Here is a 15,361-nt window from a genome sequence, read left to right as displayed (position 1 = left end):
GTGGACAGCGTTCGAGCGCCTGATCGAGCAGCCATTCGATCGAGTGGTCGGAGATCGATCACCTGACCAGCCCCCTGGCCGCACCCTAGATTCCCTCAACGTGAAGCTCGTGATCCGCGTCAAACTCCTGCCGACCCCCGAACAGGCCTCGGCACTACAGGCGACCCTCCACGCCTGCAACGCGGCAGCCAACCACGTCTCCCACACCGCCTTCACCACCGGCACCACACGCAACCGCGAACTACGCGCCCTGACCTACACCCACCTCAAGACCCGATGGTCCCTCGGCGCCCAAGCCGCCCAACACGTCATCAAGAAGACCAGCGACGCCTACACCGCCCTCGCCGGCAACCTCAAGGCCGGAAACCTCGGCAAACCCGGCTCCCCACGCTTCCGCAGAGCCACCGAAAAACCCCTCACCTTCCGACCCCAAGGCGCCCAGCCCTACGACGACCGCATGCTGTCCTGGCAGACGGAACAACGAACCGTCTCCATCTGGACCGTGTCCGGACGCATGAAACACCTCGCCTTCACCGGAGAGGAAAACCAACTCCTCCTCCTCGCCAGCCACCGCCAGGGCGAATCCGACCTGACCAGCCAGAACGGCCACTGGTACCTCCTGGCCACAGTCGACATCCCGGAAAGCCCCACCCAAACCCCACAGGGATTCATCGGCATCGACCTCGGCATCACCAACATCGCCACCACCTCCACCGGCCACCGGCACAGCGGCCGACGCCTCAACCGCAGCAGGCACAACGACCGCCGCAACCGAGACAACCTCGCAAAAAAGCAGACCCGATCCGCCAAACGGCGAGCCAAACGCCGCGCGGGCAAAGAAGCCCGGCGAACCCGAGACATCAACCACAAGATCAGCAAACACATCGTGACGGAGGCCCAACGCACCGGCCGCGGCATCGCCCTGGAAAACCTGGGCGGCATCCGCGAACGGGTACGGCTGAAGAAGCCCCAACGCGTCACGATCCACTCCTGGGCCTTCGCCCAGCTCGGCGCCTTCATCGCATACAAAGCGCGCCGGGCCGGAGTGCCGGTGGTACACGTCCATCCGGCCTACACCAGCCAGGAGTGCTCCCGCTGCCATCACATCGACAAGAGAAACAGGCCGACACAGGCCGTGTTCTCGTGCAGGAACTGCGGCTTCGTTGAGCACGCGGACCTGAATGCGTCCCACGTCATCGCCGACCGCGGCTGGTGGACCTGGGTCTGCGGGGCCGAGTCACAGGTCCCTGCCCTCACGCTGATCGCGTAGGGGCTGGATGCGCCGCTTCCGCCGAAGCCATCGACGGGGCGAGCTGCGAGCTGGGGTACTTCTCCGGTAGCGGACGCGATCGCTCGTACGCCGCCTTTCAGGACCCTGGTAGCGGACGCGAGCGCTCGTACCACGAGTGTGATCCACAAGGCATACAACAAGGCCCCGATCCGAAGATCGGGGCCTTGGCTGTGGCTGGGGCCGGGGTCGAACCGGCGACCTTCCGCTTTTCAGGCGGACGCTCGTACCAACTGAGCTACCCAGCCACGAGGTTTCACGTGAAACCTCAGCGGTCCTGACGGGATTTGAACCCGCGGCCTCCACCTTGACAGGGTGGCGAGCACTCCAAACTGCTCCACAGGACCAAGCTTCGTACGACAGTGTCGCACAGGGTGGTGCGTGCCCCCAACGGGATTCGAACCCGTGCTACCGCCTTGAAAGGGCGGCGTCCTAGGCCGCTAGACGATGAGGGCTATCGGCCCGCCTGGGCGCTTCTCAGCGCGTCGGGGACGTGAGAAGCATATGGGATGGCGGGAGCTATCGCCAAAACGGTTTAGGGGGAGGGTGACGGAGCGGTCTCCGAGGGGGTGCCGGGGGAGGGGGTCGCGCCGGGCTGGTTCTCCTTGGGGAGGTGGCGGCTGACCTCCGCCGTGGTGAGGCCGAGGCCGCCCAGTTCGATCTCGTCCCAGGCCTGGAGATGGCGGGTGTCCCGGTCGAAGTACAGGATCGACGCCTCGATGGGGTCGGGGTGCTTGCCCTCGATCGCGCGCAGCCCGCTGCCGCCCGTGGAGCCCTCGATGCGCAGGCGGGTGCCGTACGGCAGCATTTCCATCTCGTCGTGGTGGAGGTGGCCCGCCAGGGCCAGGGGGACCTCGCCGTCGACCTCGCGGGCGGCGGAGGGTTCGTGGACGATGGCGATGTCCACCGGGGTGCCGGCGGTGCTCTGGTCGCGCAGGGCGGTGGCGAGGCGGGCGCCGGCCAGTTCCTGGGACTGGCGGGCGCCGGTCTGCTGTGAGCGGTCGGGGGTGAACTGGGGGTCGCCGATGCCGGCGAAGCGCAGGCCCTTGATCGTCTGTGCCTTTCCGTCGTCCAGGACGTGGACGTTCTTCAGGTTCTGCATGTAGCGCTGGGTGATCATGGAGTCGTGGTTGCCGCGGACCCAGACGTAGGGGGCCCCGAGGTCCTCGATGGGGTCCAGGAAGCCGTTCTCGGCGGCGGTGCCGTGGTCCATGGTGTCGCCGGAGTCGACGATCACGTCGACCTTGTACTGCTCGACGAGCGAGGCGATGATCTTCCAGCTCGCCGGGTTGAGGTGGATGTCGGAGACGTGCAGGACCCGGATGGTGGAGGGGTCGGGCGCGTAGGCGGGCAGGGTCGAGGTGGCGTCGTAGAGCTTGGTCACGTTGGTGACGAGGCGGGCCAGTTCCTTTTGGTAGACGTCGAATTCCGTGACGATGCTGCGTGCGTTGCCGACCAGGGAGGGGGCCGAGGTGAGCAGGCCGGAGAACTTGGGTTCCAGGACGGAGTCGGGGCGCCAGGTGGCGTAGGCGGTGCCGCCCGAGGCGGCGAGGAGGGTGAGGGCGAGGCCTCCGGCGGCGAGGGCGCGGCGGGGGCGGCGGTAGACGGCGAGGCCGAGGGCGGTGGCGCCGGTGACGACGGCGACGCCGGAGCGCAGGGCCAGGTCGAGGGTGCCGCGGCCGACGTCGGCGGTGACTTCGTCCTGGAGGCCGGAGAGGCGTTCGGGGTGGTCGACGAGGGCTTGGGAGCGGTCGGGGTCGAGTTGGTCGACGTTTACGTCCAGGCGGACGGGGGCGATGTGGCTGTCCAGTTGGAGGGCGCCCAGGGGCGAGATGTTGATCTTGGTGCCGCCGGTGAAGGAGGGCCGCAGCGTCATCGTGGTGTCCATGGGGCCGACCGGGACCCGGACGTTGCCCACGATCAGCAGTCCGAGCCATGCGCCGCAGAGGACGACGGCCACGAGTCCCACGGCGCGGGTCCAGGGGTGTGGCTGTGTGACGAGTTCGATGGTGGCGGGGGCCTGGCGGGAGCGGTAGCGGCGGGCGAGGGCTTGCGGGAGTTTGCGGATCGGGTTCGGGGTGCTCAGGACTGCGGCGGGGACGCGGGCCATTGATCCCGTATGCCCGTGCCCGCGGGCGGATATGCGGCGCCGGGAGGCTCTCGTGGGGTGGGGTCGTGGCTGACAATGGGGCTGTGCTGGAGATGACGCGTGAGGAGTTCGAGGAGCTGGTCGCCGAGGCGCTGGACCGGATTCCGCCGGAGTTGATGCGGCTGATGGACAACGTCGCGGTGTTCGTCGAGGACGAGCCGCCGGCGGACGATCCCGAGCTGCTCGGGCTGTACGAGGGGACTCCGCTGACCGATCGGGGCGAGTGGTACGCGGGTGTGCTGCCGGATCGGATCACGGTGTACCGGAATCCGACGCTGCGGATGTGCGAGTCGCGGGAGGACGTCGTCGCGGAGACGGAGATCACCGTGGTGCATGAGATCGCGCACCACTTCGGTATCGACGACGAGCGTCTTCACGCCCTGGGGTACGGCTGACCGGGGTGTGAATACGGGGCGCGTGTCCTCTTGTGGGCGGCGGGAGTTGGAGGTGTCGACTCCCTCACCCGTTCCGGAGGTGGCCCCGTGCGCCCCTTGTACGTACCCGTCCGACTGGCTGCCACGGTCGTGGCGGTTGCCGCTGCCGCCGGCTGCATGAGTGTCGGTGACGACGACGCGGGTGGGAGCGTCAAGCCGTCGCACTCCGCGGGGCAGCGGGCCGGCGAGGCGTCCGGCGGCTCTCCGGTGGTGTCGGGGGGCGGCGGCGGTCCGGGTGCGGTCGGGCCCGACGGTGAGCGGGGGCGCGGCAAGGGCAAGAAGGGCAAGAAGGGCAAGGGTGGCGGGAAGGGGAAGCCGGCTGTGCCCGAGGTGTCGCCGAGTGCTGAGGTGAGTCCGCCCGGGCCGGGGGGTGACAAGCCGGGGAAGCCGGCCCGGCCGACGCCGAAGCCGCCGGCGCCGCCGACGCCCACCCGGACCGTCGAACCGGAGCCCACGCCGACGCCGCCGGAGCCGACGGCGTCTGCCGAGCCGACGCCGGAGCCGTCGTCGTCGGCGCACGAGCCGCCGGGGCCGCAGCTCGAGCAGCGGGAGCCGGCGCCGGAGGCGGGGGCGCCGGCGTAGGGGTGGGGGAGGGGTGTGGTGGGCCGGGAGTCTCCCTTCGGGGTGGGAGCGTCTCTGGCCGGGGCCGGAGATTTTCTTTTGCGGGGCGGGAACAACTCCGGCCCTGGTGTGGTTGCAGAGTCCTGGGTGCTGTCCGGCCGTCGGGCAGTGGCCTGCTGTCTCCTGTGCAGTCCGGTTTGCCTTGTGGGCCCCGGAGTGCGTATGGTGGCAGATCGTTTGATCCCATCTTGCCCGGCGCCACTGCAGAGCGCGCCGTGTGGCGCGTACTCTCCCTTGCCGTGGTGGACCGCATTGAGGCGGTCGTATTGCGATTCGCGAATCACGGAGTTGACGGGCGCGTGCCGACTGAGACTCCGGAAGGTTTCGCATTCGCATGTCCATCGCCAGTACTGATCACGTCGTCCTGCCCGAGAACGAGGCAGTCGAGGACGCCCCCGAGGTCACCTTCGCGGACCTCGGTCTGCCCGAGGGCGTTGTGCGCAAGCTCGCGCAGAACGGTGTGACCACCCCCTTCCCGATCCAGGCCGCGACCATTCCGGACGCCCTGGCCGGCAAGGACATCCTGGGCCGGGGCCGTACCGGCTCCGGCAAGACCCTCTCCTTCGGTCTGCCGACCCTGGCCACGCTGGCCGGCGGCCGTACCGAGAAGCACAAGCCCCGCGCGGTCATCCTGACGCCGACGCGTGAGCTGGCGATGCAGGTCGCCGACGCGCTCCAGCCCTACGGTGACGTCCTCGGCCTGAAGATGAAGGTCGTCTGCGGCGGTACGTCGATGGGCAACCAGATCTACGCCCTGGAGAGGGGCGTCGACATCCTGGTCGCCACTCCGGGCCGGTTGCGCGACATCATCAACCGCGGTGCCTGCTCGCTGGAGAACGTGCAGATCGCCGTTCTCGACGAGGCCGACCAGATGTCCGACCTGGGCTTCATGCCCGAGGTGACGGAGCTGCTCGACCAGGTCCCGGCGGGCGGTCAGCGGATGCTGTTCTCCGCGACCATGGAGAACGAGATCAAGACCCTGGTCGACCGGTACCTGGACAACCCGGTCAGCCATGAGGTGGACGCCGCCCAGGGTGCCGTGACGACCATGTCGCACCACATCCTGATCGTGAAGCCCAAGGACAAGGCGCCGGTCACCGCCGCGATCGCCTCCCGCAAGGGCCGGACGATCATCTTCGTCCGCACCCAGCTGGGCGCCGACCGTGTCGCCGAGCAGCTGCGGGACGCCGGGGTGAAGGCCGACGCGCTGCACGGCGGCATGACGCAGGGGGCGCGGACGCGGACCCTGGCCGACTTCAAGGACGGGTACGTCAACGTGCTCGTCGCCACCGACGTCGCCGCGCGCGGTATCCACGTCGACGGCATCGACCTGGTGCTGAACGTGGACCCGGCCGGTGACCACAAGGACTACCTGCACCGCTCCGGCCGTACCGCTCGCGCGGGCCGCTCCGGCACGGTCGTGTCCCTGTCGCTGCCGCACCAGCGGCGTCAGATCTTCCGGCTGATGGAGGACGCGGGCGTGGACGCCTCGCGCCACATCATCCAGGGTGCCGGTGCCTTCGACCCGGAGGTCGCCGAGATCACCGGTGCCCGGTCGATGACCGAGGTGCAGGCGGAGTCCGTGGGTAACGCGGCGCAGCAGGCCGAGCGTGAGGTCGCGCAGCTCACCAAGGAGCTGGAGCGGGCGCAGCGGCGTGCGAACGAGCTGCGTGAGGAGTCGGACCGGCTGCTGGCGCGGGTCGCGCGGGAGCGGGGCGAGGAGCCCGCGGCCGTGGTGGCCGGGGAGGCCGGTGAGGCTGTGGCCGCCGCCGTGGAGGTGTCGGTGCCCGAGCAGCCGACCGCGAAGGACGTGGAGCGCGAGGAGCGTCCCGAGTCCTCTGCTCCGTACGAGCGCCGGGAGCGGCGTGAGGAGCGCGGTGGTTTCCGCCGTGACGACCGTGGTGACCGCGGCGGTGACCGTGGCGGTGACCGTGGTGGGCGTTCCTTCGAGCGTCGTGACGACCGGGGTGGCCGTTCGTTCGAGCGTCGTGACGACCGTGGTGGGTTCAACCGGGACCGTGACCGTGACCGCGGTGGCCGTTCCTTCGACCGTGACCGTGGTGGTCGTTCGTTCGAGCGTCGTGACGACCGTGGTGGGTTCAACCGCGACCGTGACCGTGGCGAGCGCGGTGGTTTCCGCCGGGACGACCGCGGTGAGCGTCGTGACGACCGTGGTGGTCGTTCGTTCGAGCGTCGTGACGACCGTGGTGGGTTCAACCGCGACCGTGACCGTGGCGGTTTCCGCCGTGACGAGCGCGGTGGGCACCGGGGCAGCGACCGTCCCTTCAACCGGGACCGCCGTGACGACCGTCCGGGTTTCCGCTCCGGCGGGCACGACCGTCCGGGCCACGACCGCCCGTACGGCCGTCGTGACGACCATCGCGGTGGCGGCTCGTTCCAGCGCCGCGAGGACAAGCCGCGCTGGAAGCGCAACGGCTGACATCAGCGCGTGAGAAGCGCCGTGGCCCCGTCCCAACGGGCGGGCTGCGGCGCTTCGTCGTGGGGGCGCGCGGGCTGTGCGGGTTCCGTGCGGATCCGCCCGAACCGGTCGTTCCGCGGTCCTCGTGGGCCGTGTTCGTCCGATCGTCACGGCCGGGACCCGGATACCTGATCGGAGACTCGGCGTCCTCCGGCTATGCTCGTGGGGGCGACATCGCCTGGGCCCTTAGCTCAATTGGCAGAGCAGTGGACTTTTAATCCATTGGTTGTGGGTTCGAGTCCCACAGGGCCTACGAGGAAGCCCCGGTCCGGATCTTCTCCGGACCGGGGCTCTTGTCGTTGTGGGGCCGGGTCAGCCGGTGGTCAGCATCCCCGAGCGCAGCCGGGCCACCGTGCGGGAGATCAGCCGGGAGACGTGCATCTGCGAGATGCCGAGCCGGGCGCCGATCTCGGCCTGGGTGAGCTCCTCCACGAAGCGCAGGTGGAGGATGAGGCGCTGGCGTTCGTCGAGTTCGGCGACGAGGGGGGCCAGGGCGTGGAAGTCCTCGACGAGTTCGAGGGCCGGGTCCTCCTCGCCGATGAACTCCGACAGCGTGGTCTCGCTCTCGTCCGGGTCGCCGGTGACCGTCGCGTCGAGGGAGGAGGACAGGTAGCCGTTGGCCGCGATCTGGGCCTCGACGACTTCCTCCTCGGACAGGTTCATCAGGGCGGCCAGTTCGGCGACCTTCGGGGCGCGGCCGAGGCGGGAGGCCAGTTCCTCGGTGGCCTTGGCGAGTTCCGTACGGGCTTCCTGCAGGCGGCGCGGCACGTGGACGGCCCAGGACGTGTCACGGAAGAACCGCTTGATCTCGCCGATGATGTACGGCACGGCGAAGCTGGTGAACTGCACCTCGCGGGAGACCTCGAACCGGTCGATGGCCTTGATCAGGCCGATGACGCCGACCTGGACGACGTCCTCCATGGACTGGCCGCTGGTGCGGAACCGCCGGGCGGCGAAGCGCACCAGCGACATGTTCATCTCGATAAGGGTGTTGCGGGCGTACTGGTATTCGGGCGTGCCCTCCTCGAGCACGGCGAGCCGGCCGAGGAACTGTCCGGTCAGCTCGCGCGCGTCCTGCGGGGCGAGCTTCTGGGGCTCGGCGATCTGCGGCAGCTCCTCACCGGTGTAGGTGGCGGAATCCGTCGTCGTGCCGATGCGCATGGTCGCCGTCACGGGCCCTCCCTGTCAGTCCGGCCCGCTCCGATCCCCCGACAGGCCACCTCCAGCGCCGTTACCCGCCCTCGCCGCGGTCATGCCCTGCATATGCCCCGGCGAGACGTTGACCACAGTCGGCGCAGGTCGAGGCGGTGGCGGGGTACCCGGACCTGTGCTGCGACGGTACGGGCAGGGAGGGTGGGCGGTGTGCGCGAGAGAAGGCCGCAGGACTCGCGAAGCGGACAGTTGCCGTTTGACAACTATAGGTGGAGAGCAACAGCCTAGGCATGCCGAGCGTGCGCGGGGAAGAGACCGGAAGGGGCGACTCCGTGCGACGGCGCGTAAGTCAGGCAGTCCGGGCACCGGACGAGCGGGAGTCTTCGGAGTCGTCGTGTATCTGGGCCGCCGCCGCGTCGCAGAACGCCTCCAGCCCCTGCAGCAGTGCGACCCGCTTCGCCGCGGGCATCTGGTCGAGCACGGCGCCCAGCGCCTGCTCCCGGCGCACCCGCAGGTCGGCCAGGAATGCGCGGCCCCGGCCGCTGAGGTGCAGGCGGACCTCGCGCCGGTCGGCCGGACTCACCTCGCGCTCGACGAACCCGGCCGCCTGCAGCCGGTCGCACAGCCGGCTGGTCGAGGGCGGTGTGGAGGCGAGGGCGCCGGCGAGCGTGCGCAGGTTGATGCCCTCGTGGTGTTCGAGGATGAACAGCACCCGCAGCTGGGACGCGGAGGCCGGCGCGGTCGAGGCCCGGCCCCAGAGGACTTCCAGCAACTCCGCGGCCGTGGAGGTCACACGGGCGACCTCGGTCGGCTCAGGGCGGGGTCGGAGGGAAGTCACAGTCACACTCTCGCAGGCACCGGGATGGCGGTCAGCGTACTAGTGCCGCGGCGGAAGGCTTCCGCCCGACGGGACGAAGGGCTCCCGTCGCGGCGACAAGCGTGAAGTGAACCGCCCGGGGCCCGCATCCCCGGCCCGTGGACATGGACCGATTTTCCGAGGACGCGCCGGCGTCCCACCGAGGATGGTGAACAACCCCCGTGAACACGATCACGAGCAGATTCGTGGCCGCCGAGCGCGCCCTGCGCACGGCGGCGCCCCATCAACTGCTGGACGCGGTCCGTCGTGTACTGGCCGACCAGTACGCGGCGGACTCCGTCGAGCTTTTCCTCGCCGACTACGGACTGACGGTGCTTCAGCCGGTGTCCGTGCTGCCGCACACCCTGAAGCCGGTGTCGGTGCACAGCAGCCCGGCGGGCCGGGCCTTCGGTGCGCAGGAGCCGTACGTCGAGGCCCTCTCGGGCGGTCTCGTCCGGGCGCATCTGCCGGTCACCGTGCGCGGTGACCGCCTCGGGGTGCTGACCGTGACCCTGCCGGGCGCGGAGCACGCCGAGGGCCGCCTGGACGAGCTGGCCGAGATCGCCCAAGTGCTCGCACACGAGGTCGTCGTGGCCGAGCGGGACACCGACCTGTACCTCCAGGCGCGCCGCCGGGACCGGCTCACGCTGGCCGCCGAGATGCAGTGGCAGCTGCTGCCGGGCCGCTCCTGCGCCCGCCCCGAGTACGAGCTGGGCGCACAGCTGGAGCCGGCGTACGCGATCTTCGGAGACAACTTCGACTGGTCCGCCTCCGCCGACCGGCTCAGCCTCTACGTCACCAACGGCATGGGCGAGGGCATAGAGGCCTCCCTGCTGACGGCCCTGGCGATCAACGCCCTGCGCAACGCGCGCCGGGCCGGGCTGTCCATCGACGACCAGGCGGCCCTGGCCGACCAGGCGGTGTACGCGCACTACCGGGGCCGCTGCTACCTGTCTGCCCTGATGCTCGACTTCGACCTGGCAACCGGCCGGGTCCGGGCGGTGGACGCCGGGTCGCCGCAGATGCTGCGGCTGCGCGGGGGAGCGGTGGAGCGTATGCCCTTCGACGCCCAGCTGCCGCTCGGCATGTTCGAGGAGACCGACTACGTGATCCAGGAGTTCCGGGTCGAGCCGGGCGACCGCCTGGTGTTCGTCAGCGACGGGGTCTACGACGTCGCCTCCCCGGGCGGTGAGGCCTACGGGGACGCCGCCCTGGGCCGGGCGATCCAGGCGACCCGGCTGCTGCCGGCCGCGGAGGCGCCCAGGGCCCTCCTGCGTGAACTGACGGGCCACCGGGGCGGGTCCACCCCGGACGACGACGCCCTCGTGGTGTGCCTGGACTGGCGTGGGCGGTAGGGGGACGGGGCAGGCGCACGTCGGGGGCGGCAGCGAGCGATTGTTTGGTGGTGCCGCACGCCGGCACTAATGTTTGTCATACGGCAAGTAACGGCTGAGGCGCCGTGGCGCGACCTCGGTCCGGCCCGTGCAAGGGAGCGATGCAAGTGTCGGTGTCGGAAGAGAACGCGGAACAGGAGCCGGCCGTATACCAGGTGAGCGCCTTCCTGGAACGGCGTCGGGAGCAAGTCGCCCAACGGTGGGCCGACGCCGCGCTGTTCCGCACGGTCTTCACCGTGTCCCGGGACGAGGCGGTGGAGGCGGGCAGGTCCGTGGCCGCGGCGCTGGCGGCGGTGGCGGCCTCCGGGCGGCTGGACGACATCCGGGCGCCCGGATTCGAGGCCGTGCGCGACCAGCTGGGGAGGATGGCCGCCTCCCGCGCCCGCACGGGCACCGACCCGGACGGGGTGGCCGGCGAGGTGGCCGCGCTGCGCGAGCCGGCGGTCGAACTGCTGCGCGCCGAGTTCCCGGAGCCGTACGCCCCCGAGGCCCAGGAGGCGGTACTGGCGCTGACCGTGCTCATGGGCACGCTGCGGCTGGTCGTGATGGAGACCACGCTCAGCGCGGGCGAGGAGCTGATCGCCCGGCAGCGTGAGCAGCTGCACGAGGTGGCCACCCCGGTGATCAAGCTGTGGGAGAGCACGGTCGCCGTACCGCTGATCGGCACATTGGACAGCGCGCGCAGCCAGGTGGTCATGGAGAGCCTGCTGGACGCGATCGTCGCCGAGCGCGCCCGGTACGCCATCCTCGACATCACCGGCGTGCCCACGGTCGACTCGCTGGTCGCCCAGCACCTGATGAAGACCGTGGCGGCGGCGCGGCTGATGGGCGCCGAGTGCATCGTCTCCGGTATCCGGCCCGCGATCGCGCAGACCATCGTCCACCTGGGCATCGACCTGGGCACGGTACTCACCCGCTCGAGCCTGGCGGACGCGCTCGCCTATGCGCTCAGCGAGCAGGGGGTCGAGATCGCACCGCTGAGGGCGCCCGGCGCGGCGGCGGACGCGGGCACGCGGTGACCGGCTTCGCGGGACACGGGCCCGGGGGCGGGCACGGTTTCACCGTGCCGGTCCTCCAGCTCGGCGACGTCCTGCTGGTCACCCTCCAGGGGGAGTTGCACGACGGGATGGCCGAGCAGCTCCAGCAGGACATCACGGCGCGGATCTCGCACAGCCGGGTCACCGGGGTGGTGATCGACATCTCCGGCGTGGAGATCGTCGACTCCTTCCTGGGCCGGGTCCTCGCGGAGATCGCCGCCGGAGCCAAGCTGCTGGCGGCCCGTACGGTGCTGGCGGGGATGCGCCCGGCGGTTGCGATCACCCTGGTCGAGCTGGGGCTCACCCTGCCCGGCCTGCGAACGGCGCTGGACGTCGAACGTGCGATGGAGCTCCTCGGCGTGAGCACGCGCCGGGGCGAGGGGAGTCCATGATGCAGGCTTCCCGCCATGCCGTCCCGGCCAGCCTGCCGATCGGCTCGGACGCCGATCTGGCGTGGGTTCGGCAGCAGGTCCGGCAGGCCGCCGCCGAGCTCGGCTTCGGGCTCGTGCAGCAGACCAAGCTCGTCACCGCGGCGAGCGAACTGGCCCGCAACACCCTCGTCCACGGCGGGGGCGGCCATGTGGAGCTCACCCCGCTGGACGCCGGCTCGACGCAGGGGTTGCGGCTGGCCTTCGTCGACACCGGGCCCGGCATCCGCGACCTGGACCAGGCGCTGACCGACGGCTACACCAGCGGCGGCGGGCTCGGGCTCGGGCTGAGCGGGGCCAAGCGGCTGGTGCAGGAGTTCGAGGTGGACAGCCGGCCCGGTGAGGGGACCACCGTCACCGTCACCGCCTGGGCCACCGTCGTGCCGCCCGCCCGGACGGTGCCGTGATGAGCAGGGTCTGGGACATGCCCGTCGAGGACGACTCGACGCGGGTGCGGGACGTACGGGTGGCGGCCGAGGAGGCCAGTGCCTGCGCCGGCCTGCCGCCGAACCGCACCGCGACCGCCGCGCTCGTGGCGACGGAGCTGGCGACCAACCTGCTGCGGCACGCGGAGGGCGGGCGTGTGCTGATCAACCTCGTCGAGCGGGCCTACGACGACGGCCCCCGGACGGCCGTGCAGCTCGTCGCGCTCGACCACGGACCCGGCATTCCGGACGTCGCGGCGGCGATGCGCGACGGCTACACCACGACCGTCGCCGCCTCGCTCGGAGCGGGGCTCGGGACGTGCCGGCGCATAGCGAACGACTTCGATCTGCACAGCGCGCCGGGCCGGGGCACGGTCGTGATGGCCCGGATCGGCCACGAGCCGGCCGTCCGCAACCAGGGGCCGCCCCCGCCGGGTCCGCGCGCCGGGGGTGTCAACGTCCCCCTGGGCCGGGCCGAGCAGTCCGGGGACGGCTGGGCCCGGGTGCGCTCCGGCGACCGTCTGACCCTGCTGCTCGCCGACGGGCTCGGTCACGGGGCGAAGGCCGCCGAGGCCTCCACCGCGGCGGTGGAAGAACTGCGTCACCTGGCGGAACTGCCGCCGGCCGACATCCTGCGCCGTCTGGGCCGGACCTTGCGCCCCACCCGGGGTGCGGCCGTCGCCGTGGCCCAACTGGATGTACGGCAGGAGCAGTTGAGCTTCGCCGGGATCGGCAACGTCGGTGCCCGGCTGCGGACCGACGGCACGTGGAAAGCGCTGCTGTCCCACCCCGGCATCGTGGGCGCGCAGGCACCGGCGTCGGTGCCCGTGCAGCGGATGTCCTGGCACGCGGACAGTCTGCTGGTGCTGCACAGCGACGGCCTGCCCAGCCGCTGGACGCCGCCCGACGACGGCGTACTGCCCGGCTGCGACCCGGCGGTGGCGGCCGCGGTGGTGCTCCGGGACGCGGGGAGCGCGGCCCGCCCGGTCCGGGACGACACCTGCGTGGCGGTCCTCACCGCCGGCGGCGTGAGCCGCCATGGCTCGGGGGCCTGACGGCGTCGCGGCACCGGCGACCGGTGGGGCCGCACCGCCCCTGCTCACCGGGTTACGGGTGACACTCGCCGTCCGTACGTCGGCCGGCGCTCATTCCGTTCCGTCGACGCCGGGTACCACCGTGTCCCGGGCTGCCAGAAACCCCCGCAAGCCCGTGCTCAGCGCCGTCCGTTCGGCCGGTTCCATCGCCGCCAGGGCTGTGGCCAGGGCCTGGGTGCGGCGGCCGGCGACATCGCACAGGACGTGCTGTCCGTGTGAGGTGAGCCACAGTTGCACTTCGCGGCGGGTGTCGGGGTGCGGGATCCGTTCCAGGAGACCCGCCGCCGCCAGGCGGTCGCAGAGGCGGCTGGCCGTGGGGAGGCCGATGTCCAGGCCGTCAGCGAGGGCCGTCAGGTTCAGGCCGGGCGCCGCCTGCACGGTGCGCAGTGCCCGCAACTGGTGGGGTGACAGGCGCAGGGACGCCTCCTGGGCGGCGATCGACCACAGTTCCGCCAGACTCTCCACGGCATCGGCGATCTGCGCTGCGACGGCCTGCGGGCCCTCGCCCGGTCCCTTCGCCCGGTGGTTGTTGCCGGGGCCGCCGAGATCGGTCACGAACGGTCACTTCCAAAAAGCTCCGGGTACTGATGAGGTCACCCTCTAGCAATGGCTGTACCCGAGGAAGCGAGGGGCAAGCAGTCCGGTTCCGTGCCCGGCCGGACCGGCGACCGCTCAGCCGGCGTTGAGCTCCGCCAGCGCGGCGAGCGGCAGCGTGTGCCGGGTCTGGAGGACTTTCGCGCGCAGGTAGCGGACGTTGTGGGCGGTGGTGAAGACGCCCGTGGGGATCCGCTCCCGGACGTCGACGCCCAGGGACCGCAACTGGCCCTCCTTGTCGGGGTTGTTGGAGAGCAGGTCCAGTTCACCGATGCCCAGGGCCCGGAGCATCTGGGCCGCCGCCGTGTAGTCGCGGGCGTCCTCCGGCAGCCCCAGCGCCGCGTTCGCCTCGTACGTGTCGAGCCCCTGGTCCTGCAGGGCGTACGCGTCGAGCTTGTTGTAGAGGCCGATGCCGCGGCCCTCCTGGCGGAGGTAGAGCAGCACGCCGCCGCGCTCGGCGATGGCCTCGACCGCCTCGCGCAGCTGCGGGCCGCAGTCGCAGCGGGCGGAGCCGAACACGTCCCCGGTCAGGCACTCGGAGTGCAGCCGCACCAGCGGGACGGGGCCGGGCTCGCCGAGGACCACGGCCACGTGCTCCTGGCCGTCGGCCAGCCCGTGGAAGGTGACGAGCTCGGTGTCCGCCTCGTAGCCGTCGTGGAAACGCAGCGGGACCCGGACGCGGGAGCGCTCGGTGGCGATGACGGCGGGGGTGTCGGGCATGCGGGGCCTCCGGGTTCCGTTCCTGTTCGGCTGCACAGCCGTCTGCTTCAGATTTGAAGCAGATCCACGACCGGAACCCTACTCGTGCTTTAAAGTTGAAGCAATCAGAATCCGGCTTCGTGTGGCGCGCGTCACGAACAGGCGGTCGACGACCTCCGCCGCCACGGCACCTCGTCCGCCGCCGCCCGCGCCCCGTCCTCCTGCAGCCCCTGCGCGATCGCCGCGGAGATCTCCTCCAGCTGACCCACCTGCTCCTCGCTGAGCCGGTCGAACAGGGAGCTCCGCACGGCCGCGACATGCCCGGGCGCCGCGCGCTCCAGCACGGCGAAACCGTCGTCGGTCAGTGCCGCGATGCTGCCCCGCTTGTCGTACCGGCAGGCCTCGCGCCGCAGCATGCCGTCCTTCTCCAGCCGCGTCACCGCGTACGTCAGTCGGCTGCGCGTGATCTTCAGCCGCTCCGCGAGGTCGGTCATGCGCAGTCGCCGCTCGGGGGACTCCGACAGGACGGACAGGATGGAGTAGTAAAGGTGCGGCATGCCGGCGTCCTGCTGGAGCTGCCGGTCGATCGCGTCCTCCAAAAGCAGCGAGGCGGCCATGTAGGCGCGCCAGGCGCGCTGCTCCTCGGGGGTGAGCCAGCGAGTCGTCATGCCCCCAGTGTAGGTTTGTTTCAAACTTGAACCAAGCCCTGCT

The 15,361-nt window shown here is 71.0% G+C and carries 15 protein-coding genes and 4 tRNA genes; 10 read left to right on the top strand and 9 right to left on the bottom strand.

Annotation, left to right across the window (positions count from 1 at the left end):
• The first annotated feature begins 100 nt into the window (after positions 1-100).
• Positions 101-1,270, top strand: a complete 1,170-nt coding sequence (locus AB0F04_RS28620) for a transposase (protein WP_362046358.1) — start codon at positions 101-103, stop codon at positions 1,268-1,270.
• A 192-nt stretch (positions 1,271-1,462) separates the two neighbouring features.
• Here the strand turns inward: AB0F04_RS28620 and AB0F04_RS28615 are convergent.
• The 4 genes from AB0F04_RS28615 to AB0F04_RS28600 form a co-directional block, all read right to left on the bottom strand.
• Positions 1,463-1,536 (bottom strand) — tRNA-Phe (locus tag AB0F04_RS28615).
• Between the two features lie 24 nt (positions 1,537-1,560).
• Positions 1,561-1,635, bottom strand: a tRNA-Asp gene (locus AB0F04_RS28610).
• Between the two features lie 35 nt (positions 1,636-1,670).
• Positions 1,671-1,743: transfer RNA gene (locus AB0F04_RS28605), tRNA-Glu, on the bottom strand.
• An 80-nt stretch (positions 1,744-1,823) separates the two neighbouring features.
• The gene (locus tag AB0F04_RS28600; protein ID WP_362046355.1) at positions 1,824-3,398 is read right to left on the bottom strand and encodes a metallophosphoesterase; all 1,575 of its coding nucleotides are present in this window, start codon (positions 3,396-3,398) and stop codon (positions 1,824-1,826) included.
• Between the two features lie 83 nt (positions 3,399-3,481).
• On the opposite strand from AB0F04_RS28600, the gene AB0F04_RS28595 reads away from it, so the two are divergent.
• From AB0F04_RS28595 to AB0F04_RS28580, 4 genes are all read left to right on the top strand, one after another.
• A complete protein-coding gene (locus tag AB0F04_RS28595; protein ID WP_362046757.1) occupies positions 3,482-3,832 on the top strand; it encodes a metallopeptidase family protein in 351 nt (116 codons plus the stop codon).
• Positions 3,833-3,919: 87 nt separating this feature from the next.
• A complete protein-coding gene (locus tag AB0F04_RS28590) occupies positions 3,920-4,453 on the top strand; it encodes a hypothetical protein (RefSeq protein WP_362046352.1) in 534 nt (177 codons plus the stop codon).
• A gap of 373 nt (positions 4,454-4,826) precedes the next feature.
• Entirely contained in the window at positions 4,827-6,932 is a 2,106-nt protein-coding gene (locus AB0F04_RS28585) for a DEAD/DEAH box helicase (RefSeq protein WP_362046349.1), read from the top strand.
• Between the two features lie 219 nt (positions 6,933-7,151).
• Positions 7,152-7,224: transfer RNA gene (locus AB0F04_RS28580), tRNA-Lys, on the top strand.
• A gap of 59 nt (positions 7,225-7,283) precedes the next feature.
• Here the strand turns inward: AB0F04_RS28580 and AB0F04_RS28575 are convergent.
• Positions 7,284-8,132, bottom strand: coding sequence for an RNA polymerase sigma factor SigF (locus AB0F04_RS28575; RefSeq protein ID WP_053670479.1), 849 nt, complete (start codon positions 8,130-8,132; stop codon positions 7,284-7,286).
• Between the two features lie 340 nt (positions 8,133-8,472).
• Positions 8,473-8,967 carry a MarR family transcriptional regulator gene (locus AB0F04_RS28570; protein ID WP_362046346.1) on the bottom strand — a complete coding sequence of 165 codons (495 nt, stop codon included), beginning with the start codon at positions 8,965-8,967 and terminating at the stop codon, positions 8,473-8,475.
• 194 nt (positions 8,968-9,161) lie between these two features.
• Between AB0F04_RS28570 and AB0F04_RS28565 the strand changes: the two genes are divergently transcribed.
• The 5 genes from AB0F04_RS28565 (at position 9,162) to AB0F04_RS28545 (ending at position 13,318) form a co-directional block, all read left to right on the top strand.
• Positions 9,162-10,334, top strand: coding sequence for a PP2C family protein-serine/threonine phosphatase (locus AB0F04_RS28565; protein ID WP_362046343.1), 1,173 nt, complete (start codon positions 9,162-9,164; stop codon positions 10,332-10,334).
• Positions 10,335-10,474: 140 nt separating this feature from the next.
• Entirely contained in the window at positions 10,475-11,392 is a 918-nt protein-coding gene (locus AB0F04_RS28560; RefSeq protein ID WP_362046340.1) for an STAS domain-containing protein, read from the top strand.
• Positions 11,393-11,436: 44 nt separating this feature from the next.
• On the top strand, positions 11,437-11,802 hold the full coding sequence (locus AB0F04_RS28555) for an STAS domain-containing protein (protein ID WP_362046337.1): 366 nt from the start codon (positions 11,437-11,439) through the stop codon (positions 11,800-11,802).
• Positions 11,802-12,245 (top strand): anti-sigma regulatory factor, encoded by a 444-nt coding sequence (locus tag AB0F04_RS28550; RefSeq protein ID WP_362046754.1) that lies wholly within the window; start codon positions 11,802-11,804, stop codon positions 12,243-12,245. Before AB0F04_RS28555 ends, AB0F04_RS28550 begins: the two co-directional genes overlap by 1 nt.
• The gene (locus AB0F04_RS28545) at positions 12,245-13,318 is read left to right on the top strand and encodes an ATP-binding SpoIIE family protein phosphatase (protein ID WP_362046334.1); all 1,074 of its coding nucleotides are present in this window, start codon (positions 12,245-12,247) and stop codon (positions 13,316-13,318) included. Before AB0F04_RS28550 ends, AB0F04_RS28545 begins: the two co-directional genes overlap by 1 nt.
• A 90-nt stretch (positions 13,319-13,408) precedes the next feature.
• Here the strand turns inward: AB0F04_RS28545 and AB0F04_RS28540 are convergent, their stop codons facing one another.
• The 3 genes from AB0F04_RS28540 to AB0F04_RS28530 all read right to left on the bottom strand — a co-directional run bounded on the left by AB0F04_RS28540 (position 13,409) and on the right by AB0F04_RS28530 (position 15,318).
• Positions 13,409-13,912, bottom strand: coding sequence for a MarR family transcriptional regulator (locus tag AB0F04_RS28540; protein ID WP_362046331.1), 504 nt, complete (start codon positions 13,910-13,912; stop codon positions 13,409-13,411).
• Between the two features lie 117 nt (positions 13,913-14,029).
• Positions 14,030-14,671, bottom strand: a complete 642-nt coding sequence (ribA, locus tag AB0F04_RS28535) for a GTP cyclohydrolase II (protein WP_362046328.1) — start codon at positions 14,669-14,671, stop codon at positions 14,030-14,032.
• 131 nt (positions 14,672-14,802) lie between these two features.
• On the bottom strand, positions 14,803-15,318 hold the full coding sequence (locus AB0F04_RS28530; RefSeq protein WP_362046325.1) for a MarR family transcriptional regulator: 516 nt from the start codon (positions 15,316-15,318) through the stop codon (positions 14,803-14,805).
• Positions 15,319-15,361: the final 43 nt, after the last annotated feature.

Source organism: Streptomyces sp. NPDC029041 (assembly GCF_040637515.1).
In the GTDB taxonomy this organism is placed as follows: domain Bacteria; phylum Actinomycetota; class Actinomycetes; order Streptomycetales; family Streptomycetaceae; genus Streptomyces.
The sequence above is the reverse complement of the archived record's forward strand: the minus strand, read 5'-3'. Positions and strand labels throughout refer to the sequence as shown.

Bases quoted from the DNA above. Each gene is read 5' to 3' on its own strand.
- AB0F04_RS28600 (WP_362046355.1), bottom strand. From the start codon at position 3,398: ATGGCCCGCGTCCCCGCCGCAGTCCTGAGCACCCCGAACCCGATCCGC.
- AB0F04_RS28585 (WP_362046349.1), top strand. From the start codon at position 4,827: ATGTCCATCGCCAGTACTGATCACGTCGTCCTGCCCGAGAACGAGGCA.
- AB0F04_RS28575 (WP_053670479.1), bottom strand. From the start codon at position 8,132: ATGCGCATCGGCACGACGACGGATTCCGCCACCTACACCGGTGAGGAG.
- AB0F04_RS28560 (WP_362046340.1), top strand. From the start codon at position 10,475: ATGCAAGTGTCGGTGTCGGAAGAGAACGCGGAACAGGAGCCGGCCGTA.
- AB0F04_RS28550 (WP_362046754.1), top strand. From the start codon at position 11,802: ATGCAGGCTTCCCGCCATGCCGTCCCGGCCAGCCTGCCGATCGGCTCG.
- AB0F04_RS28545 (WP_362046334.1), top strand. From the start codon at position 12,245: ATGAGCAGGGTCTGGGACATGCCCGTCGAGGACGACTCGACGCGGGTG.
- ribA (WP_362046328.1), bottom strand. From the start codon at position 14,671: ATGCCCGACACCCCCGCCGTCATCGCCACCGAGCGCTCCCGCGTCCGG.
- AB0F04_RS28530 (WP_362046325.1), bottom strand. From the start codon at position 15,318: ATGACGACTCGCTGGCTCACCCCCGAGGAGCAGCGCGCCTGGCGCGCC.